A 24,435-nucleotide genomic window follows, 5' to 3' on the forward strand; every position below is an offset into this window, starting at 1 on the left:
CCGGACCTACCGAGGCGGGTCGGGGCGGCGCAGCAGCGCCTCGATCTCGGCCCGGTCGGTCTTGAGCTGGTCGGCGTCGGCGCGAGCGGGCCAGGCGCGCAGATCGGTGACGATCGGCGGGGCCGCACGCAGCAGGGTCACCGCGGTGCCGAACGGGAGGGTCCGCAACCGGTCGGGCGGGAAGATCGCGACCCTGCGCACGGAGCGCTGGTTCTGGCGAGTGCCGTGATCACCGAGGGTGATCGAGTCGGTGTACTCATCACGTTCACCGATCAACGTGGACAGGTCTTGAAGGTCTTTGCTGTTCGAAGCCCCGCCGAGAAGAATCTTCACGATGGAGGCGTCCCAGATCGCGCCGGCCTGGTTCTCCGACCACTTGTCGCGCGCCTGCGCGAGAGACTGGAGCACGGGCAAACAGGTGATTCCGGTGCCACCGCCCTCGGCCATCAGCGTCGGCAACGACGGCAGCGGGGCGAGGTTGCCGATCTCATCCAACGCCAGCAGCAGTGGCGGGTCGAGACGGGCTCCGGGTGAGCGTGCCGCGATCCGCCGGGCGGTCTCCACGAGATCCTCCACCAACGCGGCGACCAGTGCTGCGGAGGCTCCGGCTCCAGCACCGGTCGCGAGGAGGAACAGGGTGCCCCGATCACGGATGAACGCTTCGGGGTCGAACTCCTCCCCGGGGCCGGGGCTGACGGCATCGAGCACCCGCGGGTCAGCGAGAGCACCGAGGGCCAGAGAGACGCCCTGCCAGATCGAATCGCGGGTCCTGGGGTCGGCGTCGATCATGGATTCCAGCGAGTCCGCCCACCCCGTGGCCGCGTCCGGGCTGTTGGTGAGGATCGCGACGGCCTCCGCCGCAGCCGAGGGGTCCAGGGTCCAGCGGAACAGCTCCGCCGGGGAACGCCCATCAAGAGCAGCGGCGTGCAGCAGAGCCTGCAGCGCAGTCCTCGTCTTGCCTTCCCAGAATCCGCCAGACTCCACCCCGCCGGCAGACAGGCCGGTGGCCGAGGCGAGGCCGGTAGCGCGGATCATCGCGGTGAGAGGGTCGGCGCAGCCACGCACGGGCGACCAGCGCATCCCCGCCGGGACGCCCTCGGCCAGGTGCTGGGGGTCGAACACTGCGACCGGGCCGTGCTTCTCTCTCGCGCGCAGGGTCGCGGTGAGGTTGTCCGGGCGGGTGCTGGTGGCGATCACCGCCCCCGGCGCGTCGAGGATCGCGGGGATTACCACGTGCAGGCCCTTGCCGGAGCGGGGTGGTCCGATGAGCAGGATCGAGTCCTCGACGCTGGCCCACACCTCCCGGCCCCGGCACATCCCGAGTCGGTAGCCGACATCCGCCGGGGTCGGCTTGGAGAGAGAGGGTCGCAAGTTCCCGGCGCGGGTGAGCAGCGCCGTAGGTGAGGCGACCGTGGCCACCTCGTGGCGGGTCGCGACTCCGGCGGTTGTGTGCGGGTCGACCTCGGTCTTGCGGGCGTGACGGCGCAGCCGCGTCCACACCCAGCAGCCGCCGGCGACCAGCCCGGCCAGCAGCACGACGGTCACGGCCCAGTAGGCGACCGCGCTCATCCCTGGCGCGTCGAGCGCGGCGGCAGGATCACCGGGCCGGAACAGCACCGAGATGCCGGAGGCGGGCCCAGCGGCGGGCTGGTCGGTGCCGGTGAGGAACGCGGCCACCGATCCGGCGCCGCGCAGGATCAGGGCGAGGCCGAACAGTCCGACCAGCCCGATCATCGCGGCGTTGGTCAGCTCGTCGCCGAAGCTGCCGCTCTGGCGGCCCTGCGGGACGCTCATCGCAGCCTGCGCGCCACGACCGTGCCGGAGACGCGCCCGACCAGCAGCACCTCTCCGGCATCCCCGACCCGTCGCGGATCGAGCAGCCCCCGTGCAGTGCCGTCGCCGGCCGCGTCGGTGTCGGAGACGAGCACGGTGCAGGCGATGTCCTCCCCGGCGACGAACCCCTCCCCGGTGACCTCGATCAGCGCCGGCACCGCCTTGGGCCGTCTCGTCTTTGGGGCCGGCTCGGGTGCAGGGTCGGCGCGGCGTGGTTGTGCGGCGACGAGTTCGGTGAAGCTCGTGCCGTCGGCCTCGTGCACCTCCACCCGCACCGGCACCGCACGCTCCTGGCTGGCGTGGTCGATGATCTGCGGGAACGCGGCCCGCGACCACGGCCGCTGGTCGTCGTCGGGCGGATACACGGTGCCGTCGATCATCACGGTCATCGACCCGTCGGCGTGGATATCGAGGATCACGGTGCGCATCGACACCGGCACCGGCTCAGGGAGATTCGCATGTCGTCTCATGCCGGCCAGGTGCACAATCCCGTACCCGCACCGTTCATCCTGGCTGCTGCTGGCGCAGCTGCCGGGCCTCGTCCAGCACACGACGGCAGGGTTCCCTCACCCATACGCCGCTGTTAGTATCTGCGTATGGATGCAGATAAGCAGATGTGCGGCATGGATCCCGCGTCGGAATACGTCGATCTCGCCGCGGAGGTCTTGGGACTGTTGTCCGATCCGACGCGGATCAGGATCGTGCTGGCCCTGCGCCAGGCCGACGAGTTGCCGGTGAACGCGCTGGCGGAACTGGTCGGGAAGAAGCCCTCGGGGGTGTCGCAGCATCTGGCCCGACTACGGATGGCGCGGATGGTCACGACCCGGCAGGAGGGCACGAGCGTGCTCTACCGCCTCACCGACGAACACGCGGTCGCCCTGGTGGTCGAGGCGATCAAGCAGGCCGAGCACGCGGTCGCGAACGGGCAGATCCCGCCCCACCACCACGCACCCCGGCAGTAGTAGCCCGTTCGTCGCACAAACTCTCGTTCGTTAGGCCTCGTCTCATGCTTGCTGTCCTGCGCAATCCCACCTACGCGAAACTGTTCAGCGCGCAGGTCATCGCGCTGCTGGGCACGGGCCTGCTCACCGTCGCGCTCGGACTGCTCGCCTTCGAAATCGCCGGCGGCGACGCCGGCGTGGTGATGGGTGTGGCGATGACGATCAAGATGGTGGCCTACGTCGCCGTCTCCCCCCTCACGACGGCACTCACCACCCGTCTCAAGAGAAAGCCACTACTCATCGGGACCGATCTCATCCGGGCTGGGGTCGCGCTCTCGCTGCCGTTCGTGACCGAGGTGTGGCAGATCTATGTGCTGATCTTCCTGTTGCAGTCCGCATCGGCGACGTTCACGCCCGCGTTTCAGGCCGTGATCCCGTCCGTGCTCCCGGACGAGGGACAGTACACACGTGCCCTGTCGCTGTCGCGGCTCGCCTACGACTTGGAGTCGCTGGTGAGCCCGATGCTCGCCGCCGCCTTACTGACGGTCGTCAGCTTCCACAATCTCTTCGCTGGCACCGTGGTCGGGTTCCTTGCCTCTGCGACCCTGGTGCTTGTCTCCCGCTTTCCTCGCTTCGAGGCTCCCGCTCCGGCGCCGTTCTTCGATCGCCTCACCCGCGGCGCCCGTGCGTTCTGGGCCAGCCGGGAGCTGCAGGGCCTGATGGCGCTGAACCTCGTCGTGGCGACGACCACGGCGATGGTGATCGTCAACACCACTGTCCTCGTCCTGGGCGATCTGGGCCGCACCCAGTCCGATGCTGCGCTCCTGCTCGCCGCCTACGGAGGCGGCTCCATGATCGTGGCCCTGACCATGCCCAAGCTCTTGGAAGCCGTCTCGGACCGGCGAGTCATGCTCACCGGCGGCATCGCCCTGCCCGTCCTTCTCCTGGCCGGAGCCGGGGTGCTCGCCTGGACCGATGGCACGCCCCAGTGGGTCGGGCTGCTGAGCGTGTGGGCGCTGATGGGGGCGGCAACCTCCACGATCCTCACCCCCTCCGCCAGGCTGCTGCGGCGAGGCAGCACGGAAGAGAATCGGGCCGCGGTGTTCGCCGCGCAGTTCTCCCTGTCCCACGCCTGCTTCCTCATCACGTACCCCCTCGCCGGTGTTCTCGGCGCCGCTATCGGCCTTCCCGCCGTGGCTCTCGTCCTCGTCGGTATCGGCATTCTCGGCGCGGTCCTCGCCACCACTGCTTGGAGCGCTACGTCCCGCACTCTCGTGCAAGCTCACAAGCGATGAGCACAGGGAGCGCTCATGCCCTCCACGACCGCTTCGACAAAGATCGATCCGATCGCTCGTACGGTTGCATCTGTAACGAACATGCGACCCCACAGTCAAGGTCAGAACGTCTGGAGATCCGCGGAATCACGCGGATTCTTACCCTACGCGGGGTTGGTTTTTTCCGGGATCGGACATGCGGCTGGTGGTGTCGAAGAGCTCGTACTCGGCCGGGTGGAGCTGGTGCTGGACGACGAAGGAGCGTTCCTTGATCCGCCACAGCCCTTGTCCGGTGCCCAGCGTCGGCAGCAGCTCGCGCTCGGTGCCGGTCAGTCCAAGGGTCTTCGCGGTCGTGCCCAGCTGGTCGGATTCCTGCCGGTAGATGATGCGGGACTCCGCATTGGCGAGCAGGGAGTTCGCGAGCGAGCGCATGGCCGAGCCCTGGTCGCCGACGTTTTCCAGGTCGGTGAGCTTGTGGAAGATGAGCATGTTGCTGATCCCGTACGCCCTCGCCAGCCGCCAGTGCGCATCCATGCGCTTGAGCAACGCGGGTTCGGACATGAGGCGCCAGGCTTCGTCGTAGATGCACCAGCGCTGCCCGCCGTTCGGGTCCAGCAGCGCCGATTCCATCCACGCGCTGGAGCACGTCATCAACACCGACACCAGCGTGGAGTTCTCGGTGACTCGCGACAGGTCCAGGGACACCATCGGCAGGGTCGGGTCGAACACCTCCGTCGACGGGCCGTCGAACAGGCCGGAGAGGTCCCCAGCCACCAGTCGTCGCAGCGCGTGTCCGACCATGCGGCCGTCCTCGGCCAGCCGCCCGTCAGGGTCGTGGGAGGGAGACAGGAGGTGGTCGACGATCATCGGCAGGATCGGCACCTCGTTCTCCCGTACCGTTTCGGCGAGGGCGGTGTCGATCGCGGTGTGCTCCAGCGGCGACATGGGCCTGGCCAGCACGGTCTCGGTGAGCGCGCCGATCAGGTCGCGGCGGCGGGAGGCGACCGTCGTCTCCCACTCCGCATCGCTGAGCCCGGAGGGGCGGTAGCCCTCGTCGAGGGGGTTGAGGCGGGTGGGCAGGCCGTGGCCGAGCTGGATCGCCCGCCCGCCGACGGCGCGGGCGATCTCAGTGTGCTCGCCTTTCGGGTCACCGGGAACGTAGACCCGCCGCCCGAACGGCAGGCTGCGCGTGTACAGGCTCTTGGCGAGGGAGGATTTGCCGCTGCCGACGATCCCTGCGACCACGACGTTCGGGGCGGTGATGACCCCGGTCTGATACAGCACCCACGGGTCGTAGACGAACGAGCCCCCGGAGTAGAGGTCCTGGCCGACGAACACGCCCGCCGAGCCCAGGCCGCCCTCGGCGAGGAACGGGTACTGGGCCGACAGGGTCGCGGAGGTGTCCTGGTGGCGGGGCAGCCGGAACCGGCCCGGCGTCCGCAACGTTTGCTTGCCGGGCTCCCCGGCGGCGGGCAAATACCGAGTGGCCTTGCGCTCGGCCCGCTCGACCTCGGCCTTGGCTTTCGCTTCCGCGACCTCGCGGCGACGCTGCTCGGCCTGCAACCGGGCCGCGGCCTGGCGGCGCTGCGCCCGCAGCCGTCGCCGCTCGGTGGCCGGGGCGACCAGCACGGAGGTATGTAGGCGTTCCTTCTCGCTCACAGTCCCAACCCCCGCCCCTGACCTCTGCTGGACCCGGCGGGGTGCGGGTCGAACCACGACCCTGCCGGCTGCGCGACCCGCGCCTGCCTCCCCGCGCGCAGGGAACGCCGCGTCGTGTGCTTCGGAACGGTGGTGGGGTGTTCGATGGCGGTGACGGCACCGGTCAGGCGGGTCGTGGTCTCCTCCAGTGCGGTGCCGGCCTGATGGAGCTCGTCACCGATCTGCAGCCCGGTATCCCGTGCGAGGGCCGGGGCGCCGGGGAGGGTGTGGGCGACGGCGATCCGGTCGATCGCCTCCCGCATCGCCGTGGCCGCATCGCGCAGGTCGCCCAGCAGTGTGGCGGTGCCGGGACCCGTGGCCTGCAGTTCACTGTCCGCGGCGAGGTGGCGCAGGTTGCGGGCGGCCTCGGTGGCGAACGCGGCGGGATAGTAGACGGCGGACATGATGGCCTCCCAGGCACGAGAACGACGGGGATGTGGTGCAGGTGCACCCCACCCGCCCGGTCACGGACATGCCGGTGCCGCCGACCCCACAGGGCGGCGGCACCACGGGAGGTAGTCGGGTCAGAGGCCGAGGCCGCGGTCACGCTTGACCGCCGCGACGCCCGGATGCTCGAACCAGGACCCCTCGCTCACCGGCCCACGCCCGGCGGCACTGCCCGCTTCTCGTCCGGTGGCGCGTACCCCGCGATCAGAGAGCGCCGCAGCGGCAGCACCCGCCGCGCCCATCGCAGTCCCGGCCGAGGCGGCACCGCCGGCACTGCCCATGTCGGGGTCCATGGTCGGTGCGGGGGTGTCGGTGTCGAGGCTGTCCTCGGGCGCGATCTGGTGGTGGCGGTAGAGGGCGACGTGGCCGAGGTCCGGGTTGTAGGTCAGCGTGTACTCTCCCGTGCGTGCTTCCTTGTCCAGCGCCCCGATCGGTGGGGTGTCGTAGACGTAGCCGTTGAGCATGGCCGCGTCCGTGGTCTCCTCGCCGTAGTCGAAGCCGGCCAGGTGCTCGATCGCGGCGTCCGGGCCGTCACAGTCGATCAGCCACAGCACCGCATCGGCTTCACCGCCCTGGAGGAAGACGATGTTCACCCACCGCGACACCGGCCCCTGAACCCTGGTCATCTCCGTCTCGGCGGGTGCGGGCGGGGCGGGGTGCCAGGCGATGCGACCGGCAGCCTGCGAGGCACGGTTAAGCCCCTCCTCGACACGGTCCAGGGCGGCAGCGGCCTCGGAGAGCTCCCCGGCGGCCAGGCGGGCATCACGGATACCGGCGGCGGGGTCTCCGGCATCGTCGAAGGCGCGCCCGTCATGGCGGGCGTGGCGGGTGGCGAGCTGCTGGATCGACTGCTGCATCGAGCGCACCCCGGCCAGCAGGTCCCCAATCACCCCGTAGGCGTCCTCGGGGTGGGTGAAGTCGCGGCTGGCGTGCGCCAGGCCGCGCAGCGCCTGCGATGCCTCCTCGGCGTCGGCGACGGGATCGTAGAATGTAGGCACGGTTCCTCCCCTTGACTGTGGTGATCGAGAGGTACGCATTCAGAGCACGAACCAGCCGGAGGAGCACATGAGCGGTGAGGATAGGGCCAGCGATCAGCTCGCAGCGAGGCACACTCAGACCCTGCGACTGTTCAAACGCCGAGCGGAAGAGCTCTTCTCGTGCGAGCTCGCACGTCGTGACGATGCGATGAACCTGGGGCAACAGCTGCACATGAACTTCGTTGTCGATCAAGCCACAGGCCAGTCGTCTCTGGCAGGCATTCGCCAGGTCATTCCTCCCAAAGAGCAGGTGGCTTACGCACTCACACTGATCCGTCCACTCACGCTCACGAAGAAGGGCGACCGGCTCGCATGGGTAACGGTTCTTGCCGCGTTGGAGTACTTTCGGCCGGCGGACGCCACCAATGTCTCTGAGCATTTGACACAGTTGCGTGAGAACTGGGCGCAGTACCCGCCTCGCCGAATGCGGATTATGCAGGCCCCGATCGACCCAGAAGCAGCCGGGGTTCGTGTCAATGCCTGGGACAACGAGATCGCACGTATGTTCCTCTACGGTGACCTCGTCCATGGCGATGACAACGCCGAATTGCTGGACGCGCTCGGAGATGATCAGGTTGTCTTCTCCGCCGGTGCGATGGCGTCGGACGGCTTCATGTTGGTGAACAACACGTATCAGGTCATGCACTGGCTCCGACCAGATATCGCCCCAAACGACGCGCACTTCTCCCAACTCCTAGCACAGGAGAAGCCCCCGAAGGACAACTGAGCCGGCTCATACGGGCCGGGTCAGGGGCAAGGCCGCGGCTGTGAACGCGGCGGCCTGCTGGCCGACGAGGCGGCGGGTTTCGCAGGAGGCCTGGATGGCGGCCTGCTCGACCGCGGCGACCGCGGCGTCCAGTTCCTCGATGGTGGGCGCCGAGACGGCGACCAGACCGGTCACGCGCAGCACGCCGTGCCCGGCGGTGAGGTCAGCTTCCTGCTGGAGCACGTCGGTGTATTCGGCGGTCTGGGCGGCGTCCTCGATCTGTCCGATCCGGCGGCGCTGCGCGGCATCGGAGATGTGCTCGACCTTCTTCTTGCGGATGTCACGGGCAGCCTGATCGGTGCGCAGCGGGGTGTAGAGCAGCGACAGGGATCGCCCGATCCCTGAGGAGAGCACCAGCGGGGCGAGGAACCCCGGATACACCATCGAGCGGGGCCACTCGCTGATCCAGAGCACGACGTGGTAGCCGGTATCGGTGCGCAGCCTCGTCCAGGTCTCGGTCACCGCGACCGGGCCGGCGGTGGCCAGCGACTGGCCGATCTCCCCGTGCCGCTCCAGGGTCGCGGCGACGGCCGGGTCGTAGGCGCTGCGCAGGATCACGGCGATCTGCCCCGGGCTCAGCCACCCGGCAGGGGTCAGGTCCGCCGAGCGCAGCGCCGCGGTCAGTGTGCTCATCTCCTGGCGCAGCACCGCGGCCGCGCCCCGCAGCCCGCCGCCGGCGGTCCGGATCTGCCGGGCCGCCGTCTTCATATCCAGGCTGAGGCTGATCGTGGTGGCGTGACGCTCCCCGGCGGGCCCGGCGCGCTCGATCAGCTCGGCATACGTCCTCGATGCGAAGGAGTCGTCCTGGCTGCCGTGGGCGGCCCACCATTCGGCCAGGCCCGTGCCCGAGTCCGGCAGGGTGCGCTCCAGCACCTGCACGGTCGCGATCCGCCCGGACCGGCAGACGCTGGCCAGCACCCGCCCCCAGGAGGAGACCCGGCGGGCCTGCTCGCCGGGATCGAGGAGCACGAACGCGGGATGGCGGATCTCGCACACCACCGTCAGCGTCGCCTGGTGAGGGTCGTGGATCATGCCCGCCCCGCTCTGCGGGTCGACGTGCTCGCGCAGCCGCGCCATGTCACCGGGCAGCGCGAGCGTGCCCGCCGGCCTCGGAGCGACGATGCGGCGCCGGTAGGCCAACTGTCCGCCGGTGGTCCGCCACAGCCACCAGGCGGCCACGGGCACCCATTCCACGACCGGGCGCCCGGCGACGGGCATCCAGGTCAGCACGATCGAGGACACCCAGATCGGGGCGGTGTAGGCGATGAGCATCCCGCCGGCGTAGAACGCGCCCACCAGGGACAGCACTCCGACGGCGAGGGTCGCCAGCTGGGTCGCGGACAATCCCAGCAAGATGCCGCGGCGAGTCAATCTGCTGAATTTCACCGGCACCAGGTCGGTGCCCGTACGCGCTTCTTCGGCGCTGTGCTTGTTGCTCACGAGGATCACTCCTTCCCACCGGTCGGCGGCTTACTGGGCCCGTCGTCGGGCTTCGGGCCGGTCGGCAGGTTCGGCTGCGGGGTGCTGCGCGGCGGTGCCTGCGCGCCCGGCCCACTCCCACCGCTCTCACCGTTCCCGCTGGTGTTGGTGTTGCCGGTGTTCTGGTTGGCGCCGTCGGTGGCGGCCTCGGCCTGGGCGCCGATCTGCTTGCCGGCCTCGGGGCCGGCCGTCGCGGCCTTCTTCGCGACCTCCGCGCCGATGACCACCGCCGCGACCGGTCCCGCGGCAGCTCCCGCACCGGCCGCCGAACCGCCGGCGCCCGCACCGCCCGCACCTGCTCCGGCATCTGCTCCGCCGCCTGGTGGTGGCGGCGTGCCCCCACCGCCGCCGCCACCGCCGGGTGGGTTTCCGCCTCCGGGTGGGGGCGGTTCGTCACCCCCGCCCCCACCTCCTCCGCCGCCGTTGCCGTTGGTGTCGAGGATCTTCTTCGGGCCTTCGCCTTGCGGTGTGCCGGGCACCGGGACGGGTCGGTTCATGGCGTTCTTGGCTTCTTGTTCCGATCCCATGGTGTTGTAGAGGTCGAAGCCGAGGAACGCGATGACCCGGTAGACCATGTAGGGGGCGAAGGCGGCGATCGCGAGCATGACGATGCCGGTGATTGGCTCGGTGATCGCCGTCAGGTCCGCCTCGATGGGGGTTGCCATCTGGGTGATCGCGATGAGGAACACCACCACGAGCACCAGCTTGGAGATGATGAGGGCGAGTACGAACGCCGCCCACTTCCCGATCCACCCGCGGGTGGCATCCCACGCCGCACCAGCGAACGCGAGCGGGGCGAGCACGATCGCGATCAGCAGCAGAGCCTTGCGGATCAGCAGCGAGAACCACACGATCGCGACCGCGGCGACCATGAGCCCGCCGAGGAAGATCGTCACGATCGCCCCGACACCGGGGGCGGAGATGTTGATGGCGGTCAGTCCGGCGGCCAGCAGGATGATCTTGTCGCCCATCGTGGCCGTGGTCTCGCCGGCGGCTTGGATGATCCCGATGGTCAACTGGTCGGTGATCTCCAGCGCGAGCGCGGCCAGGGTGATGACCACGAAGGAGCCGAGCACGGCCTTGCCGGCCCCGAGGGCGGCGCGGGACAGCGCGGTGGGGTCGCGGCGGATCAGGCCGAGGATGAGCTGGAAGCAGAAGAAGATCAGCACGATGAACACGCCGATCCCGAACAGCAGGTTGTACACCGACACGTACCCCTCTTGGGTGACGTCGACCAGCGTGGTCGTGTCAAACACTGTCCACATGGCCTCGATCAGCCAGCCCGCCGCCCCGCCGACGGCCTGCGCGAACCAGTCGAACGGGGCGGCGATCAGCGACGCGGCCGCTTCACCGGCGGAGTCGCAGACCGTGGAGATGACGGGAACATCGCACAGCGCCATCACAGACCTCCCTCACACAGATAGGCGGGTTCAGACGGCCTGGCCGACGCCCCAGAAGAAATTGATCAGCGTGACCGCGGCACCGCAGATCACCGCCGCACCGCAGGAGATCAAGACGCCGATCTTGCCGCGGCCGGCCAGGTGGGGGTTGCTGGAGTTGGAGCCGAAGCCCCACACGATCGCCGAGACGATCAGCGCGAGGACGGACAGGATGAGGCCGACGGTCATGACGGCACCGACGATGGTGCGCAGCTGGTCGATGCCGGGCAGCCCCGAGTCGTTGGGGTCGATGTCGATCTGCATCGGGAGCATCGCCAAGCGGGCGAGGGTCCAGGTGGCGAGGGTCGTGATGGTCATGGCAGGGCGCTCCTTCGACAGATGAGACAGAGGTGTTCTCTCGACCAGGTGCACCCGACCCCGCCAGACACGCAGCAGCGCCCGCCCCCACAAGACCGGGGGCGGGCGCAGCAGCTTCAGCGCAGGGGTTCAGAGTTGTTGGCCGATGCCGATCAACCAGTTCATCCACGTGACCCCGGCGCCGGCGAGGATCGCCGCCCCGAGGGCGACGAGCACGCCGGTGCGGGCCTTGCCGGCGGCGGCGTAGTTCCCGGACGCAGACGCGATCGCCCAGACGATGCCGGAAATAATGAGCATCAGCACCGCGATGATGAGCACGAACGTCAACAGGGCGCCGATGACCTCTTCCAGGTCGCCGATGCCGCCCAGGCCCTCGAAATCGGGGAACACGTCCATCAGGCCCCACCACCCGAATCGGCGAGGGTGACGTGGAGGTGGTCTTGATGCCTCGTGGTGATATCGGTGCCGCGCGTGTAGTCGCGCCAGCCCTCGTCGTCACGGGCGAGGGACCAGATCTTGTCCTGCCAGATGAGGTAGTCGACTCCGAGGGTCTCGGCGTGGTCTTTCATCCAGTTCGTGACTTCCCAGCCCGCCTCGATCTGCGCGGGCGTGGGCATCTGCCCGATGGCGTTGCCGAACGCGATATCGCAGGCCCGACCCAGCGGGTGCTCCGAGACCGTGCCCGGCCGTGGCGAGTAGCACGACCAGGTCGTCTCGGGGAACGCCGCGATCGTCTGCTGATACAGGTGCAGGGTGCGGCGGGTGATCTGCCCGTTACTGGTCGGGTCGTCGACCAGCTCATCCGGGTCACCGGCCGGGGCAGGGTCAGGCTCCCCACCAGGCCCATTGCTGTCGGGGTCGCAGTCGCCGGCCGGTGGGCCGGTCTCGGCCTCGGGCAGGTCCGCGGCGTCGTGGGCGTTCAGCCAGGCGGCGGGGTCGGTGTGCTCACCGCCGGTGCCCCCGACATAGACCTCAAGGTGCAGGTGCGGGCCGGTGGACTGGCCCGAGGAGCCGACGTCGGCGATGTGCTGCCCGGCCCGCACCCTATCGCCGGCCTCGACGTGGATGCCGTCGGCCCAGGAATGGATGTACCCGGTGGCGACCTGCTCGCCGCCGACCTGATGTTCGATGACGACCTTCCCGCCCCACGCATCGGTGTACTCGGCGACGGTGACCGTGCCGTCGGCGGCGGCGAGGATGGGCGTGCCGTCCGGGGCGGCGAAGTCGCTGCCGGTGTGGAAGGACTGCTCCCCGGTGATCGGGTGGGTGCGCGGCCCGTACGGGTCGGTCGCCGTCCACGTGCCCTCGGGCAGAGGGAACACCACCCGCGAAGACTCCGCCGCCCCGGCCACAGCAGGCACCACACCAGGGTCAGTTTCGACGTTCGTGCCTGTGGTGCCGAGGAGGGTGTCGAGGATCGTGACGGCGACGGGGCTGTAGTTCTCGTACCGGTCGGGGAACGCCGAGACCTCCACGGCTTGGGCGGCCTCGCCTTTGCCCATGTCTTGCCAGCCGGGGATGTCCAGCAGCCCGCGCGGCGAGGGATGGTTCGGGCCGTCCGGGCCGCCGAAGAACGCTCGCGCCTGATACTCGGGGGCCATCAGCTCTGGGACCGACCCCCACCCGGCCTGCGGGCGCATCTGGAACAACCCCAGGCTGTCGTTGTCGCTGCCATCGCCATCGTTCGGGTAGTCCGCTGACTCCGGGTAGACGCTCGTGTTCGACAGCTGCCGCAGGGTCGACTCGGTCAGTGCGGCCATCAGCGCGATCTGGAGTCCGTCACGGTTCACGCCCTCGACGCCGGAGCCGGTCTCGATGATCGTGGCCGCGTGCGTGAGTTGCTTCTTGTTCAGCGTGAACGACTCCCCATCGCGCGTTTCGACGGCGAGCTCGTCGGGCACCTCGCCGACTTGCAGTCCGCCGCCGGGCACGGTGCAGGCCCAGGTCGCGGCGGGGTTCATCAGCAGCCCGATCCCGACCATCGACAGGAACGGTGCTACCAGCGCCAGTGCGAGCAGTCCGATAGCGAGCTTCTTGAGCACCACGCCCCTCCTTTCTCCCCAGACCTCTCGGGTCAGCGCAGGGGGTTGTCCAGCTCGGACAGCCGCAGCAGATGACAGGTGTCGTAGGCGGGCTCGCAGACCACGAACACGGTGAACGCCACCTCGTGCGCGGAGTCGACGGGTTCGTCGTTCAACACCCCGGCACGGTGGCGGACGCCTTCGATCGTGATCGCCGTCGTCCCCTCCACCAGCTGCCCCGGCTGCGCCTGCTCCTGCGCGGTCGCCCACGCTCCGGGCACGAACGCATCGGTGATCTCCAGGTGCTGGGTGGTGGCGTACTGGCGCAGCTCGACCCATGCCTCCCGCGTGGGCAGATAGGCGGCGATATCGGAGGCGAGGCCGGCCTGCTCGGTGCCGGTCGGGTCGGCGACCTCCATCAGCACGCTCGTGTAGTCCAGCGGCATCAGCCCCGACCCGGTATCCCAGGCGAACACCGCCGTCGCGACGTTGCGGGCGAACTCCTCCGGGTCCCCGGACCCGACCACCGCAGCGATCCGCCCCGGCCGTGGCGTGCCGGACTCGACCGGACTCGACGACGCGCCCGGCTCGGGGTCACGGTCGTGGGGTGGGCTGGTGTCGGGGCCGAGGATCAGGCCGTAGATCCCGATGCCGGCCAGGAGCACGATCACCAGGCCGGCGGCGAGCAGGACGATCAGGCGGGTGCGCGGGCGGGAGTCAGCGAAAGTCTTCATGCCGCCCAGGTGCACGCACCCGGTCACAGAGCACGCAGATGCTGCCGAGAGACGCTCTCGCCTGATTCGGCATCAGCGCCGGGGCCGGTGTCCTCGTCGGTGCGGGGCTCCTCGGTTGTCGTCTCGACGTCGTGGCCGGTGGTGTCGAGGGAGATGCGCAGGCGGGCGGCGAAGGCGCTGGTGCCGTCGGCGACGTCGAGGAAGATGCCGGCCTGCTCCTCGGTGAGGTCGCGGGCGAGCTCGTCCACGTCGTAGTGGGTCCACCATTCCGCCAGGGAGGTCCAGGTCTGCACGAACGCCGTCACCGGCCACCGCCCCGGCACCACCGCCGGCCGGGCCGAGGTGTGCGTGCGGGGCTTGGTGCGTCCAGCGGCGGTGACACGGGCGACGGCCTCTTGGGCCATCGCGCGCAGCGACGCCTGGCGAGAGGCGTCCGCTTGCTCGACCTGGCCGCGCAGGCGCTGATAGGCGGGGTCGACCGGCCCGCCGGCCTCGATCCCCGCCAGCTCCGTCGTCGCCTGCTCGCGCAGCGCCTCGGGATTCTCGGGGTTCTCGGCCATGGCCTGGATCGCCGAGATCTTCTCCAGCGTCGTGTACGAGGCGCGGCCGGTGACCATCCGCGCGGCCTGCGCGCGGCTCCTCCCACCGACACCCCCTGACGGGGGTGCCAATTTGGCACCCCCGTCAGCACCGGGCTGATTCTCCGCCGAGAAGCGGGTTACGACATCGCGGCGCTGGGCGTCCTCGGTCATGAGCTGCTTGAGCTCGCGGTACAGGGCGGCGGCCTCCAGCTGGTTGAGCGGCTTGCGGTGCGCATTCTCGTCCTGCTCGGCCAGCAGATGCCCCAACCGGGTCGAGACACCCGATCGCACCCACACGCTGACCGTGCGCCAGTGCAGCAGCCGGATCGCTTCCAGCCGGCGTCGCCCGCACACCAGCACCCCTTCGGGGGTGACCGTGATCGGTTGCAACAGGCCGTGCTCGCGGATCGAGTCAGCCAGAGCCTGGATATCGCCGAGGTCGGCGCGATGACGGGCACCGACCTGAATCGACTCCACGGTGCGTTGCAGTTCGATACTCATCACCACTCACCCCTCTCAGTCCTCTCTTCGTGGTCCCCGGTTACTTCCGGGCCTGTCGTGGGGCGGCCAGGCAGATGGTGAGCACGAGATCGTCATCGCGCAGCAGCATCGGGATCGTCTCGCCGATCAGCAGCCGCAGCAGCACCCCGCGGCCCGCGCTGGTCGCCGCCAGCGCCGGGTGCGGGTTGCCCAGCAGCGCCTTGAGCAGCCCGGTCCAGGACCGGCCCGGCAGATCCAGCAGCGCGCGGGCGTGCTGGTCACGTCGCAGGGTCTCGAACGCGGTATGCCGCGCCCCGGCCTTCGCCAGCGCCCCGCAGATGTGCTCCACCGACGCCCGCGCGGTCGCGGGCTCCCAGCCGAGCATCGTCACCAGCGCGATCGCGTCCTCAGCCGCCGACGACGCCGACATCGCCACCCCCACCACACCACCACCGCCACCGTCACCGTCTCCGGCGTCTCCGGTGCCGTCGGGATCGGGTTCGGGGTCGGTGACCTGGAACGCGGGGTGATACTCCGACAGCGGCGTCTCCCTGTCGGAGATTCGCTCGGCGTCGTGGAACGCGGAGATGTGCGGGCGGCGGGCCTGATGGGTCGAGCACAGCAGCCCCTGGGCGCGCTCCTCGGCGATGCAGGTGATCCGCACCGCGTGCGTGACCACGCCCCACGGGTCGATCGCCTCCCGGGCGGAGCGGGTGCGCATCACATCGAACGCGGCGCTGGCGGCCTCCCACGGGTCCAACGAGTGCTTGCGCGCCAGCGCGGCGTACTTCTGCGCCGCATACTGCATCAGCTCGCCGGCGACCGGGTCCCGCGCCCATGCCCCGGGCCCGGCCGCGTGGAGCCGGGCCAGCAGGGCACGCAGCCCGGCGCTGGTCGTGTAGTTCTCAGGCCCCCGCTGCGGGGAACCTGTGTGAGTCGTGGTCGTCATGGGTTCGGCACCTCCTGGCAGGCAGGTGCACTCGCCTTCTCCGACACCTGGTGCTCGGCGTTCGGCGCCGGGCATGGTCGTGGTCATGGCCGGTCACCTCAGTTCATTCCGACCGGGCCGCGCCCGGCCCCGTCACGGCTCGTACTGCGGCCGAACGCCGAGATCGGGGGCAGCTCACGCTCCTTTGCACCCAGGCGCGTGACGCCGCGGGCGAGGCCGTCGTGGGCCTTGTGTGCGAGGTTCGCCTCGAAGTCGATCGCCAGGCGTGAGATCTGCCCGGTGCCTCTCGCCATCAGGTCCGAGGTGCGTACCCAGTCAACCCCGCGCGCCTTGCGCAGTGCCGGATCAACATCCGCAGTCTCAGTCTTGGCACCGGTTGTGCGGGTGACGTCGGCGGCTTGGATCGCCTCCGGAGCACCCGGTGTCTCCGCCCGGTCAGGGCGGGTCGTCTCCGGCGGGGGCGTGTCCTGCCTGCCGGGGTTGTTCTGCTCGTAGGGGTTCATGATTTCTGCTCCTTCTCCTCATCTGATTCGTTGTGGTGCTCGGGCACTGCCGAGGTCTCCTGGTCTGCGGCGGGCGCGGGATCGGTGCGGGGGAACCAGCGGCCGACGGTCGAGGCGTGCACGCCGAGTTCGCGCGCGATCGCCTTGTTCGACCAGCCCCGCCCCCGCAGCACTGCCGCCCGTTCCCGCCGCCCAGCACCTGCCAACGTTGGCGGGTCGGGCTCAGCCGATGGGGTTTCGGCCACCGCCTCCAGCACGGGCACATCCGATCGGTCAGGCTCTGTCTGCTCGCCCAGCACCTTGGCGGCCGGGGCCGGCGGTGTCGCTACCGCGATGCCCGTGGCCGAACGTGGCCGCTCGGGAAGCTCCGGCAGAAGGAGCGGTGCGGCCTGTGCCTGCGCGCCAGCGGTCTCGGAGACCTCCAGCGCCGATCCTGACTCCGGGGTGGGGGTGATCGGCGTGGGGACCGGGGTTCTGGTGGAGCGGGTCAGGACCGTCGTCAGATGCGTGGAGGCCAGCAGCACGAGCGGCGGGACCGCGGCGACGATGGCCGCGAGCAGGCCCGGCACGGAGGCGTCAGCGGCGACGAGGGCGTGCGCGGCGTTCGCGCTCACCGACATCAGCGCCCCGGCGATCAGCAGCACCCACGGGTACCAGGCCGCCCGATGCCCGTCGAGGGCGACGACCGCGACGGTCGCGACCACGATCAGCCCGTCCACCAAGAGCGGCCAGATCCACGCCTGGTTCCTGGTGATGCCCGAGCGCACCGCGAGATCGGCCAGAGCGACGAAGCTCAGCCAGAACGCGCCGCCGCCGATCAGCACCGTCCCCGACGCGGCCGCGACCACCGCCCATCGCCGCCCCGACAGCCCGCCCATCACAGCCCCCGGCCCGCCCGCGTCGCAGCCGGCACCGGCCCGAATCTCTCCGGCACGGACTCGGCCCGGGTCGAGGTGCCGACACCGGTGGTGATGGTGCGGTAGGCGGACTCGACGGTGCGAGTGATCTCCCGCTGCCCGAAATCCGGCTGCTCCACGCTCGCAAACGCATCCAGCGCCTCGGAGACCGGCACATTGCCCTCGGCGAGGCGGCAGGCGGCCCAGAACAGCTTGAGATTGCGATCCGTGGACTGCCCGCTCAGCCAGGACGCCATCCGACCCGCATCCACCATCGCCCCTGCATCCGAGATCGGGCCGGTCTTCGGGCGGGGCCGGGGCGGGGTGAGAAACTCCCGCAGGCGCTGCGCATCCAGCGCCCGCCCGTCGGTGGGGGCGAACGAGGTGGGGCGGTAGAGCACGCTCTCGCCGTCGATCTGGCGGCGCGAGGGCGGGACGATGATGTAGCCGCGATCCCCACGGAAATCCACCCCGGCACGGCCGGCCTGCCACGACGGCTGTTCACTGTCGGCGGCCGGGAAGTAGATGTGCAGGCCGCCGGTCGGTGAGCGCACCATCGTCTCCCAGCCATGCACCAGCCCCTCCCGCCGCGCGGCGCGGATCGCGTCGAAGCCGTTGACGCCGTGCACATCGACATCCACCACGGAGACGCCCGAGGCTCGGCCGGTGGGCATGCCGATGTTCGCCGCCGGGAACCTGCGCCACCAGGCCTCCACCTGCGCCGGGTCGGTGGTGGCGTCGTGGAAGCCGCGTCGGGTGATCGGCTGCTTGCCCTCCGGCGCGCACGGGAACACCGGCACCCCGGACTGCGCGAACACCATCGCGGCCCGCCCCAGCGGCCAGGACGCATCCATCTGCCGGACCGCCCGAGTAAACCTGCTCTCGGACATCACAGCCCCCGCCCCAACACGACCGCAGCGGCCCGCTCCGGCGCCGGCAACGGCGCCACTTGCCGACCGGGCGTGTCCTGCCGTGGGCTCTTCGGGGCCGGGCCGTCGCGTTCCAGCCCGGGCGGTGTGCCGTCGGGCACCTGGTTCGTGTCGAGGCCGTCGAGGATGCTGAGCGCGGTCTTGCGGATGCGCTCACCGGCGGCCTGCACGACCTCGACCGGGTTCTTCCCGTCGACGTTCGCCGCCCACCCGGCCACGTACGGGATCGTGTAGCCCGTGGTGTCCATGCCGTGGGCGGCGCCGATCATCAGCGCCACCGATTCGGCCTCGACCTCACCGATCCCGCGATGCTGCCGCGCCTCCTCCTGGTCCGGCCCATGCATCAGCACATGCCCGAGCTCGTGGGCGAGAGTCTTCACCTGCGCGGCGTCGTCCATGTTCGTGCGCACGGCGACTTGCCGGGTCGAGTAGTTCGTCAGCCCGTTCGCGCCGCCGATCATGCCCTCGTGCGGCACCCACAGCAGCTCGAACCCCTCCGCCGTGACCTGCTCCGCCAGACCCTCGCGCAGACCTTCGGGGGCTTCGCCAGCGAGCAGCCGTGGCGCTGGCCGTTCGGGGATCGGATCGCCGCTGGTCTGGGAGGCGTCCCAGACGTAGGCCGGGCGCACGCCGACCATGCGGGAGCGCACGACCTCACCGGGCTTCGGCTTCTCACCCCGGTTCAGACGCCGCCAGGAGTCCGGATCGGCCGGGTTCGTCGAGGCGAACCTGCCAGTGACCGGGGCGAGGATCTGATACCCGGCCTGGCCCTTCTCGACCTGTCGGCCCAGCTGCTGCCACTGCTTGTATCCCGCGACCAGGGTGGGGAACGGTTCGGGCACCCCGCCGGCCTCGAATGCGGCCTGGTGCTGCTCCCAGATCAGGCAGACGTTGTTGAAGCTCCGCGACCGGAACCGGGCAGCGAACCGCATCGCATCGGCCCAGTCCTCACCGGTGACCAGCCGTTCGACGGCACCGGTGAGCTTCTCGTGGAGCTCGTCGAGCTTCGCTTCCCGCTGTTGGCGGGCTTCCTCCCTCGTCGCCATCGTCGGCCTCCTCTCGGCAGGCCAGCCGCGAGGTCGCGGCTGGCCTTGCACCAGCGAGGTGAGCCAGGAGCTTCCGGCGAGTCAGACGGTCAGCGAACGGAACAGTCGGTAGGTTGGCCGTCAGGACACGGGCGGCACCTGACGTGGACCTACTGGCGTATCAGCCTCAGAGCCTGCGTAGGGCTGGAAGCAGCTGAGTCCGGTCGGACGCCGGACGAAGTGATGATTTCCCGGACGACTCTGCTGCTATCTATCCGCGACAACCGGGCGCATGGAGCGGTAGCGACTCGGGCTGAGCCCGACGTGCTCGATGAATGCCTCCGTCGCCCGTGAACGGCTGGACCAGCCGACGCAACGACCTACTGCTGCGACAGAAAGATCGGACTCGCGCAGCAGCCTGGCCATCTCCTGCACGCGAAGCATCGTCAGATACGCGATCGGGGTCTTCCCGAAGGCATCGACGAACACACGGGTCAATTGCTGCGGGGAGAGCCGCACCCTCTCGGACAGCTCGTGGAGTGTCCACCTATAGGCGACGTTTTCATGCAGTGCCTCCCGTGCCAGCAGCGCCTCCGGACGGAGAGGGGCTAACCTGCGACTGCGCGGCAGCACTGGACGCGCGCGTGCACGCTGCAATGGTGTCAGCCTCGCAGGCGAGACCCGGATGAATGGTCCGAGCACATCCATGACAGCGAACCAGAGTGCCTGGAGTCGGTTGAATCTCTCTCGGAACCGTCTCTCAACGCTGAGCGCGACCATCTCATCAATCCACGGCACAACCATCCCGGCCCGATCTCTGCCGAGTCGCAGGATCTGCGCTGGTTCAGAGTAGATCTTCTCCGCGAAACCGGGGGCGTCAAGCCGATCGTGCAGCACCGCAGAGTGCTGCCAGAAGAACTGATCGAGAGCGAAATCGGTATCGACACGGATCGACGTCACCGACACTTGGCACTCGGGCTCGCAGCTGAACAATACGTTCGGGCCGAGAAGGATCGCATCGCCCACGCTGACCGGCTGACGACCGAACTCGCTGAACATGATTGCCGAGCCCGACCTAATGAACAAGATGTTGAGGCAGTCGTAAACCACCGGGCCGACAGGCCGGTGGACGGCAAGCGTCTGGGCGACCAGCGGGCTACGCCAATGTGCATCACAGGAGTGCCTCGCTGCCTCTGGCGTGGCCGCGCACTCTTGCTGGCTCTTGTCTGATCCGCTCACTAATCTCGAACGCCTGTGGAGCCGGACGAGCTCGCCAGTTCCGAACCAACAGCAATAGCGCATGATCGCTGTGGGGCGGGAGTCGGTTTCGTACCAGTCTTCGCTGCCTTCGTCGATGCGGCAAGGCAGTCCACGGTTCTGATGAGCCGAGGGGTCACTACTCTCCGACGCGCATCGACAAAACCCAGCGGATCGCCCCGCAGCATCGGTGCACCACAAGGCACACCTCGGACGCTCCAACCATCGTTTGCAGCACTTGCGCGATGCAGCTCACACGATCGCCTCCCTCCTTGCGGAATACCTGACAGGGGTATAGCGTTGACTTGTACACGTACCCGGTAGGGGTACTACCGACATACAAGGAGGATACCTGATGGCTTCGAACGATTACCAGGTGACGGGCATGACCTGCGGCCACTGCGAGATGTCGATCCGCGAGGAGGTCAGCGAGATCCCCGGCGTCCAGGACATCCAAGTCAGCGCGCAGACCGGCAAGCTCAACGTCACCGCCGAGGGTGAGATCGACGACGCCAAGGTCCTCGCGGCGGTCGAGGAGGCCGGCTACTCGGCGGTGCGCGTCTGATGAAGGCCGGAGGACGGCTCGCGCTCTACGGGGCCGGGTTGGTGGTGGCGTTCGGCGGGGCCTTCGGCCTCGCCGGCGCCGTCATTCCCGATAGCTTCGCAGCAGCATGGGCAGAAGGAAGTAACGTGAACGCACACGGTGAAGGGCACGGCGACGCTGCGCAGGAAACCGCGGAGCCCGCTCTGAACGGGGTCTCCGCAAGCGCGGACGGCTTCGTGCTCTCTCCGGTCCAGGCCCCCACGGCCGCAGGCGAGGATGGAGACCTGAGCTTCCAGATCCTCGACGAGTCCGGCGAACCGGTGACCGAGTACACCACCGCGCACGAGAAGGACCTGCATCTGATCGCCGTGCGCACCGACGGCGCCGGTTTCCAGCACGTGCACCCCGAACTCGACACGAGCACAGGCACCTGGTCGGTGCCGTGGACCTGGGACGAGGCGGGCACCTACCGCGTGTACGCCGACTTCACACCCGCGGGCGAGGAAGCCGAAGGCATCACTCTCACCCGCGCAATCGAGGTCGCGGGCGACTTCACCCCTGTCGAGACCGAGGCGCAGACCACCGACGAGGTCGACGGATACACCGTCTCCCTCAACGGCGACCTCACTGCGGGCACCTCAAGCGAGCTCACCATCTCGGTCGAGCGTGACGGTCAGCCGGTGACCACGCTGGAGCCTTACCTGGGCGCGTTCGGCCACCTGGTGGCGCTGCGCGAGGGTGACCTCGCCTACCTGCACGTCCACGCCGAGGGCGACGAGCCCCAGGCCGGGGACACGGCCGGACCCGAGATCCGATTCGCAGCGGAGGCCCCGACCGCCGACCGTTACCTGCTCTACCTGGACTTCCAGGTCGACGGGCAGGTGCACACCGCCGAGTTCGTGATCGACGCCGAGCACGGTGACGGCTCGAAGACAGACGATTCGCATTCCGACGGCCACTGACCCGCAGGGCCTGGCGTCGCACGAGAGCTGAGAAAGAAGGAAGAGGATGAGCACATCAGCGCCCCCAACGGGTGGGCCGGACATCGAGTTGGAGATCGGCGGGATGACCTGCGCCTCCTGCGCGAACCGGATCGAGAAGAAGCTGAACAAGCTCGATGGCGTCGCGGCCACCGTCAACTACGCCACTGAGAAGGCTAAGGTCACCGTGCCTGCCGGCTACGATCCGTCACTGCTGGTCGCCGAGGTCGAGAAGACCGGGTACACGGCCGCACTGCCCAAGCCCAAGGACACTACGGCGAACATGTCGGAGACCGAGGCCGGGGAGGAGGAAGACAGTGAGCTCACCTCGCTGCGGCATCGGCTGATCGGCGCGATCGTGCTCACTGTTCCCGTGATCGCGATGGCGATGATCCCCGCGCTGCAGTTCACGTATTGGCAGTGGGCCTCACTCGCCCTGGCCGCACCGGTGATCATCTGGGGAGCTTGGCCGTTCCACAAGGCGGCGTGGACGAACCTCAAGCACGGTGCGGCGACGATGGACACGCTCATCTCGATGGGTACCTCCGTCGCGCTGCTGTGGTCGCTCTATGCGCTCTTCCTCGGCACTGCCGGCACTCCCGGCATGACGCACCCCTTCGAGTTCACGATCGCTCCGTCGGATGGCGCGGCGAACATTTATCTCGAAGTCGGCGCGGGCGTGACGATGTTCATCCTCGCCGGCCGCTACTTCGAGAAGCGATCCAAGCGCCAGGCCGGGGCCGCGCTGCGCGCCCTCCTGGAGTTGGGCGCGAAGGAAGTCGCCGTACTCCGCGACGGCGTAGAGGTGAAGATCCCCACCTCTGAGCTGGCGGTCGGCGACGAGTTCATCGTCCGTCCAGGCGAGAAGATCGCCACCGACGGTCTCGTGACCTCCGGCTCCTCCGCGGTGGACGCCTCGATGCTCACCGGCGAGTCCGTGCCGGTCGAGGTCCGCGAGGGCGACTCGGTCACCGGTGCCACCGTCAACGCCGGCGGCCGCCTGGTCGTGCGGGCGACTCGTGTGGGTTCGGACACACAGCTCGCACAGATGGCGAAGCTCGTCGAGGACGCGCAGACCGGCAAGGCCGAGGTGCAGCGTCTGGCCGATCGTATCTCCGGCATCTTCGTGCCGATCGTCATCGTCGTCGCGTTCATCACCCTCGGCGCCTGGCTGGGAGGCGGGTTCCCCGTCGCCGCCGCGTTCACCGCAGCGGTCGCTGTGCTCGTCATCGCCTGCCCCTGCGCGCTGGGTCTGGCGACCCCGACCGCGTTGCTCGTCGGCACCGGGCGCGGTGCGCAGATGGGCGTCCTCATCAAGGGCCCGGAGGTGCTGGAGTCCACTCGCAAGGTCGACACCGTCGTGCTCGATAAGACCGGCACCGTCACCAGCGGCAAGATGACTCTGACCGACGTGATCACTGAGCCCGGTGTGGATCGTACGGAGCTGCTGCGTTTCGCCGGTGCACTGGAAGACTCTTCGGAGCATCCGATTGCGCAGGCGATCGCCAAGGGCGCGACCCAGGAAGTCGGCCAGCTGCCTACTCCAGAGGACTTCGCCAATGTCGAGGGCAAGGGCGTGCAGGGCATCGTCGAGGGGACCCCGGTCGTCGTCGGCCGCGAGTCTCTGCTGGCGGACTGGTCGCAGAAGCTCTCTCCGGAGGTCGCACAGGCGAAGGCCCAGGCCGAGGGCGAGGGCAAGACGGTCGTCGCGATCGGCTGGGACGGTGCTGCGCGCGGCATCCTCGTCGTCGCCGACACCGTCAAGCCCACGAGCGCCGAGGCGATCCGCGGGCTCAAGGAGATCGGCCTGACCCCGGTGCTGCTCACCGGTGACAACGAGGCCGTGGCCCGCCAGATCGCGTCCGAGGTCGGCATCGACGAGGTCATCGCCGAAGTGCTACCCAAGGACAAGGTCGACGTCGTCACTCGCCTCCAGGAAGAGGGCAAGATCGTCGCGATGGTCGGCGACGGCGTCAACGACGCCCCCGCGCTCGCGCAGGCTGATCTGGGCCTGGCGATGGGCACCGGCACGGACGTCGCGATCGAGGCCTCCGACATCACGCTCGTGCGCGGTGACCTGCGGGCCGCCGTCGACGCGATCCGCCTGTCCAGGAAGACCCTGTCGACGATCAAGACCAACCTGTTCTGGGCATTCGCCTACAACACCGCCGCGATCCCGGTCGCTGCGCTCGGCATGCTCAACCCCATGCTCGCAGGTGCGGCGATGGCGTTCTCCAGCGTCTTCGTCGTCGGCAACAGCCTCCGCCTGCGCGGGTTCACGAGCGTCGCCTCGAAGTGACGTAC

Annotated in this window: 24 protein-coding genes; 6 read left to right on the forward strand and 18 right to left on the reverse strand. The window is 69.3% G+C overall.

What is annotated here, in order from left to right; all coding sequences use genetic code 11:
- Positions 1 to 6: 6 nt before the first annotated feature.
- Both AB4Y78_RS13585 and AB4Y78_RS13590 read right to left on the reverse strand, forming a co-directional pair.
- On the reverse strand, positions 7 to 1,794 hold the full coding sequence (locus tag AB4Y78_RS13585) for a type IV secretory system conjugative DNA transfer family protein (protein ID WP_063249311.1): 1,788 nt from the start codon (positions 1,792 to 1,794) through the stop codon (positions 7 to 9).
- Positions 1,791 to 2,318, reverse strand: coding sequence for a hypothetical protein (locus AB4Y78_RS13590; RefSeq protein WP_238614665.1), 528 nt, complete (start codon positions 2,316 to 2,318; stop codon positions 1,791 to 1,793). Before AB4Y78_RS13590 ends, AB4Y78_RS13585 begins: the two co-directional genes overlap by 4 nt.
- 111 nt (positions 2,319 to 2,429) lie before the next feature.
- Between AB4Y78_RS13590 and AB4Y78_RS13595 the strand changes: the two genes are divergently transcribed.
- Together AB4Y78_RS13595 and AB4Y78_RS13600 are read left to right on the forward strand one after the other, a co-directional pair.
- Entirely contained in the window at positions 2,430 to 2,795 is a 366-nt protein-coding gene (locus AB4Y78_RS13595) for an ArsR/SmtB family transcription factor (RefSeq protein WP_197464170.1), read from the forward strand.
- Positions 2,796 to 2,839: 44 nt separating this feature from the next.
- Complete coding sequence (locus AB4Y78_RS13600) at positions 2,840 to 4,069, forward strand: MFS transporter (RefSeq protein WP_006213377.1); 1,230 nt, start codon at positions 2,840 to 2,842, stop codon at positions 4,067 to 4,069.
- Between the two features lie 138 nt (positions 4,070 to 4,207).
- Here AB4Y78_RS13600 and AB4Y78_RS13605 read toward each other — a convergent pair whose 3' ends face one another.
- The 3 genes from AB4Y78_RS13605 to AB4Y78_RS13615 all read right to left on the reverse strand — a co-directional run bounded on the left by AB4Y78_RS13605 (position 4,208) and on the right by AB4Y78_RS13615 (position 7,191).
- Entirely contained in the window at positions 4,208 to 5,707 is a 1,500-nt protein-coding gene (locus tag AB4Y78_RS13605) for a hypothetical protein (protein WP_006213376.1), read from the reverse strand.
- Positions 5,704 to 6,150 (reverse strand): hypothetical protein, encoded by a 447-nt coding sequence (locus AB4Y78_RS13610; RefSeq protein WP_006213375.1) that lies wholly within the window; start codon positions 6,148 to 6,150, stop codon positions 5,704 to 5,706. The genes AB4Y78_RS13605 and AB4Y78_RS13610 overlap by 4 nt, the downstream gene beginning before the upstream one ends.
- Before the next feature lie 120 nt (positions 6,151 to 6,270).
- Positions 6,271 to 7,191, reverse strand: a complete 921-nt coding sequence (locus AB4Y78_RS13615; protein WP_006213374.1) for a hypothetical protein — start codon at positions 7,189 to 7,191, stop codon at positions 6,271 to 6,273.
- Between the two features lie 67 nt (positions 7,192 to 7,258).
- Here AB4Y78_RS13615 and AB4Y78_RS13620 point away from each other — a divergent pair, with 67 nt between their 5' ends.
- The gene (locus AB4Y78_RS13620) at positions 7,259 to 7,957 is read left to right on the forward strand and encodes a hypothetical protein (RefSeq protein ID WP_040560313.1); all 699 of its coding nucleotides are present in this window, start codon (positions 7,259 to 7,261) and stop codon (positions 7,955 to 7,957) included.
- Positions 7,958 to 7,963: 6 nt separating this feature from the next.
- Here AB4Y78_RS13620 and AB4Y78_RS13625 read toward each other — a convergent pair whose 3' ends face one another.
- The 13 genes from AB4Y78_RS13625 to AB4Y78_RS13685 form a co-directional block, all read right to left on the reverse strand.
- Positions 7,964 to 9,436: an SCO6880 family protein gene (locus AB4Y78_RS13625; protein WP_006213372.1), complete on the reverse strand. Its 1,473-nt coding sequence runs from the start codon at positions 9,434 to 9,436 to the stop codon at positions 7,964 to 7,966.
- Positions 9,437 to 9,441: 5 nt separating this feature from the next.
- Positions 9,442 to 10,875 (reverse strand): hypothetical protein, encoded by a 1,434-nt coding sequence (locus tag AB4Y78_RS13630; protein WP_006213371.1) that lies wholly within the window; start codon positions 10,873 to 10,875, stop codon positions 9,442 to 9,444.
- 30 nt (positions 10,876 to 10,905) lie between these two features.
- Positions 10,906 to 11,232: a DUF6112 family protein gene (locus tag AB4Y78_RS13635; protein ID WP_006213370.1), complete on the reverse strand. Its 327-nt coding sequence runs from the start codon at positions 11,230 to 11,232 to the stop codon at positions 10,906 to 10,908.
- A gap of 129 nt (positions 11,233 to 11,361) precedes the next feature.
- Positions 11,362 to 11,628: a DUF6112 family protein gene (locus tag AB4Y78_RS13640; RefSeq protein WP_006213369.1), complete on the reverse strand. Its 267-nt coding sequence runs from the start codon at positions 11,626 to 11,628 to the stop codon at positions 11,362 to 11,364.
- Positions 11,628 to 13,274 (reverse strand): M23 family metallopeptidase, encoded by a 1,647-nt coding sequence (locus tag AB4Y78_RS13645; protein WP_040560324.1) that lies wholly within the window; start codon positions 13,272 to 13,274, stop codon positions 11,628 to 11,630. Before AB4Y78_RS13645 ends, AB4Y78_RS13640 begins: the two co-directional genes overlap by 1 nt.
- A 32-nt stretch (positions 13,275 to 13,306) precedes the next feature.
- A complete protein-coding gene (locus tag AB4Y78_RS13650; RefSeq protein ID WP_040560323.1) occupies positions 13,307 to 13,987 on the reverse strand; it encodes a hypothetical protein in 681 nt (226 codons plus the stop codon).
- 23 nt (positions 13,988 to 14,010) lie between these two features.
- Positions 14,011 to 15,069, reverse strand: coding sequence for a ParB N-terminal domain-containing protein (locus tag AB4Y78_RS13655; protein WP_040560312.1), 1,059 nt, complete (start codon positions 15,067 to 15,069; stop codon positions 14,011 to 14,013).
- A gap of 40 nt (positions 15,070 to 15,109) precedes the next feature.
- Positions 15,110 to 15,997: a hypothetical protein gene (locus tag AB4Y78_RS13660; RefSeq protein WP_040560311.1), complete on the reverse strand. Its 888-nt coding sequence runs from the start codon at positions 15,995 to 15,997 to the stop codon at positions 15,110 to 15,112.
- A gap of 98 nt (positions 15,998 to 16,095) precedes the next feature.
- Positions 16,096 to 16,500, reverse strand: coding sequence for a hypothetical protein (locus AB4Y78_RS13665; protein WP_006213364.1), 405 nt, complete (start codon positions 16,498 to 16,500; stop codon positions 16,096 to 16,098).
- Positions 16,497 to 17,378, reverse strand: coding sequence for a DUF2637 domain-containing protein (locus AB4Y78_RS13670; protein WP_179861206.1), 882 nt, complete (start codon positions 17,376 to 17,378; stop codon positions 16,497 to 16,499). Before AB4Y78_RS13670 ends, AB4Y78_RS13665 begins: the two co-directional genes overlap by 4 nt.
- Positions 17,378 to 18,250 carry a bifunctional DNA primase/polymerase gene (locus AB4Y78_RS13675; RefSeq protein ID WP_100244604.1) on the reverse strand — a complete coding sequence of 291 codons (873 nt, stop codon included), beginning with the start codon at positions 18,248 to 18,250 and terminating at the stop codon, positions 17,378 to 17,380. The genes AB4Y78_RS13670 and AB4Y78_RS13675 overlap by 1 nt, the downstream gene beginning before the upstream one ends.
- 35 nt (positions 18,251 to 18,285) lie before the next feature.
- Positions 18,286 to 19,371, reverse strand: a complete 1,086-nt coding sequence (locus AB4Y78_RS13680; protein ID WP_006213361.1) for an ArdC-like ssDNA-binding domain-containing protein — start codon at positions 19,369 to 19,371, stop codon at positions 18,286 to 18,288.
- Positions 19,372 to 19,617: 246 nt separating this feature from the next.
- Positions 19,618 to 20,409 (reverse strand): helix-turn-helix transcriptional regulator, encoded by a 792-nt coding sequence (locus AB4Y78_RS13685; protein ID WP_225984163.1) that lies wholly within the window; start codon positions 20,407 to 20,409, stop codon positions 19,618 to 19,620.
- A gap of 553 nt (positions 20,410 to 20,962) precedes the next feature.
- Between AB4Y78_RS13685 and AB4Y78_RS13690 the strand changes: the two genes are divergently transcribed.
- The 3 genes from AB4Y78_RS13690 to AB4Y78_RS13700 are packed head-to-tail and all read left to right on the forward strand — an operon-like array spanning position 20,963 to position 24,430.
- The gene (locus tag AB4Y78_RS13690) at positions 20,963 to 21,172 is read left to right on the forward strand and encodes a heavy-metal-associated domain-containing protein (protein WP_006213359.1); all 210 of its coding nucleotides are present in this window, start codon (positions 20,963 to 20,965) and stop codon (positions 21,170 to 21,172) included.
- The gene (locus tag AB4Y78_RS13695; RefSeq protein ID WP_040560308.1) at positions 21,172 to 22,113 is read left to right on the forward strand and encodes a hypothetical protein; all 942 of its coding nucleotides are present in this window, start codon (positions 21,172 to 21,174) and stop codon (positions 22,111 to 22,113) included. Before AB4Y78_RS13690 ends, AB4Y78_RS13695 begins: the two co-directional genes overlap by 1 nt.
- A 46-nt stretch (positions 22,114 to 22,159) precedes the next feature.
- Positions 22,160 to 24,430: a heavy metal translocating P-type ATPase gene (locus tag AB4Y78_RS13700; RefSeq protein ID WP_040560307.1), complete on the forward strand. Its 2,271-nt coding sequence runs from the start codon at positions 22,160 to 22,162 to the stop codon at positions 24,428 to 24,430.
- Positions 24,431 to 24,435: the final 5 nt, after the last annotated feature.

The organism is Janibacter sp. RAF52, from assembly GCF_052114035.1.
Taxonomy (GTDB): Bacteria; Actinomycetota; Actinomycetes; order Actinomycetales; family Dermatophilaceae; genus Janibacter; species Janibacter hoylei.

Excerpts from the sequence above, each read along its gene's own strand:
- AB4Y78_RS13630 (WP_006213371.1), bottom strand. The coding sequence starts at position 10,875 with ATGGCGCTGTGCGATGTTCCCGTCATCTCCACGGTCTGCGACTCCGCC.
- AB4Y78_RS13620 (WP_040560313.1), top strand. The coding sequence starts at position 7,259 with ATGAGCGGTGAGGATAGGGCCAGCGATCAGCTCGCAGCGAGGCACACT.
- AB4Y78_RS13585 (WP_063249311.1), bottom strand. The coding sequence starts at position 1,794 with ATGAGCGTCCCGCAGGGCCGCCAGAGCGGCAGCTTCGGCGACGAGCTG.
- AB4Y78_RS13680 (WP_006213361.1), bottom strand. The coding sequence starts at position 19,371 with ATGGCGACGAGGGAGGAAGCCCGCCAACAGCGGGAAGCGAAGCTCGAC.
- AB4Y78_RS13640 (WP_006213369.1), bottom strand. The coding sequence starts at position 11,628 with ATGGACGTGTTCCCCGATTTCGAGGGCCTGGGCGGCATCGGCGACCTG.
- AB4Y78_RS13655 (WP_040560312.1), bottom strand. The coding sequence starts at position 15,069 with ATGAGTATCGAACTGCAACGCACCGTGGAGTCGATTCAGGTCGGTGCC.
- AB4Y78_RS13665 (WP_006213364.1), bottom strand. The coding sequence starts at position 16,500 with ATGAACCCCTACGAGCAGAACAACCCCGGCAGGCAGGACACGCCCCCG.
- AB4Y78_RS13690 (WP_006213359.1), top strand. The coding sequence starts at position 20,963 with ATGGCTTCGAACGATTACCAGGTGACGGGCATGACCTGCGGCCACTGC.
- AB4Y78_RS13635 (WP_006213370.1), bottom strand. The coding sequence starts at position 11,232 with ATGACCATCACGACCCTCGCCACCTGGACCCTCGCCCGCTTGGCGATG.
- AB4Y78_RS13670 (WP_179861206.1), bottom strand. The coding sequence starts at position 17,378 with ATGGGCGGGCTGTCGGGGCGGCGATGGGCGGTGGTCGCGGCCGCGTCG.
- AB4Y78_RS13660 (WP_040560311.1), bottom strand. The coding sequence starts at position 15,997 with ATGACGACCACGACTCACACAGGTTCCCCGCAGCGGGGGCCTGAGAAC.
- AB4Y78_RS13695 (WP_040560308.1), top strand. The coding sequence starts at position 21,172 with ATGAAGGCCGGAGGACGGCTCGCGCTCTACGGGGCCGGGTTGGTGGTG.
- AB4Y78_RS13675 (WP_100244604.1), bottom strand. The coding sequence starts at position 18,250 with ATGGATGCGTCCTGGCCGCTGGGGCGGGCCGCGATGGTGTTCGCGCAG.
- AB4Y78_RS13650 (WP_040560323.1), bottom strand. The coding sequence starts at position 13,987 with ATGAAGACTTTCGCTGACTCCCGCCCGCGCACCCGCCTGATCGTCCTG.
- AB4Y78_RS13685 (WP_225984163.1), bottom strand. The coding sequence starts at position 20,409 with ATGTTCAGCGAGTTCGGTCGTCAGCCGGTCAGCGTGGGCGATGCGATC.
- AB4Y78_RS13700 (WP_040560307.1), top strand. The coding sequence starts at position 22,160 with ATGAGCACATCAGCGCCCCCAACGGGTGGGCCGGACATCGAGTTGGAG.
- AB4Y78_RS13610 (WP_006213375.1), bottom strand. The coding sequence starts at position 6,150 with ATGTCCGCCGTCTACTATCCCGCCGCGTTCGCCACCGAGGCCGCCCGC.
- AB4Y78_RS13600 (WP_006213377.1), top strand. The coding sequence starts at position 2,840 with ATGCTTGCTGTCCTGCGCAATCCCACCTACGCGAAACTGTTCAGCGCG.
- AB4Y78_RS13595 (WP_197464170.1), top strand. The coding sequence starts at position 2,430 with ATGGATGCAGATAAGCAGATGTGCGGCATGGATCCCGCGTCGGAATAC.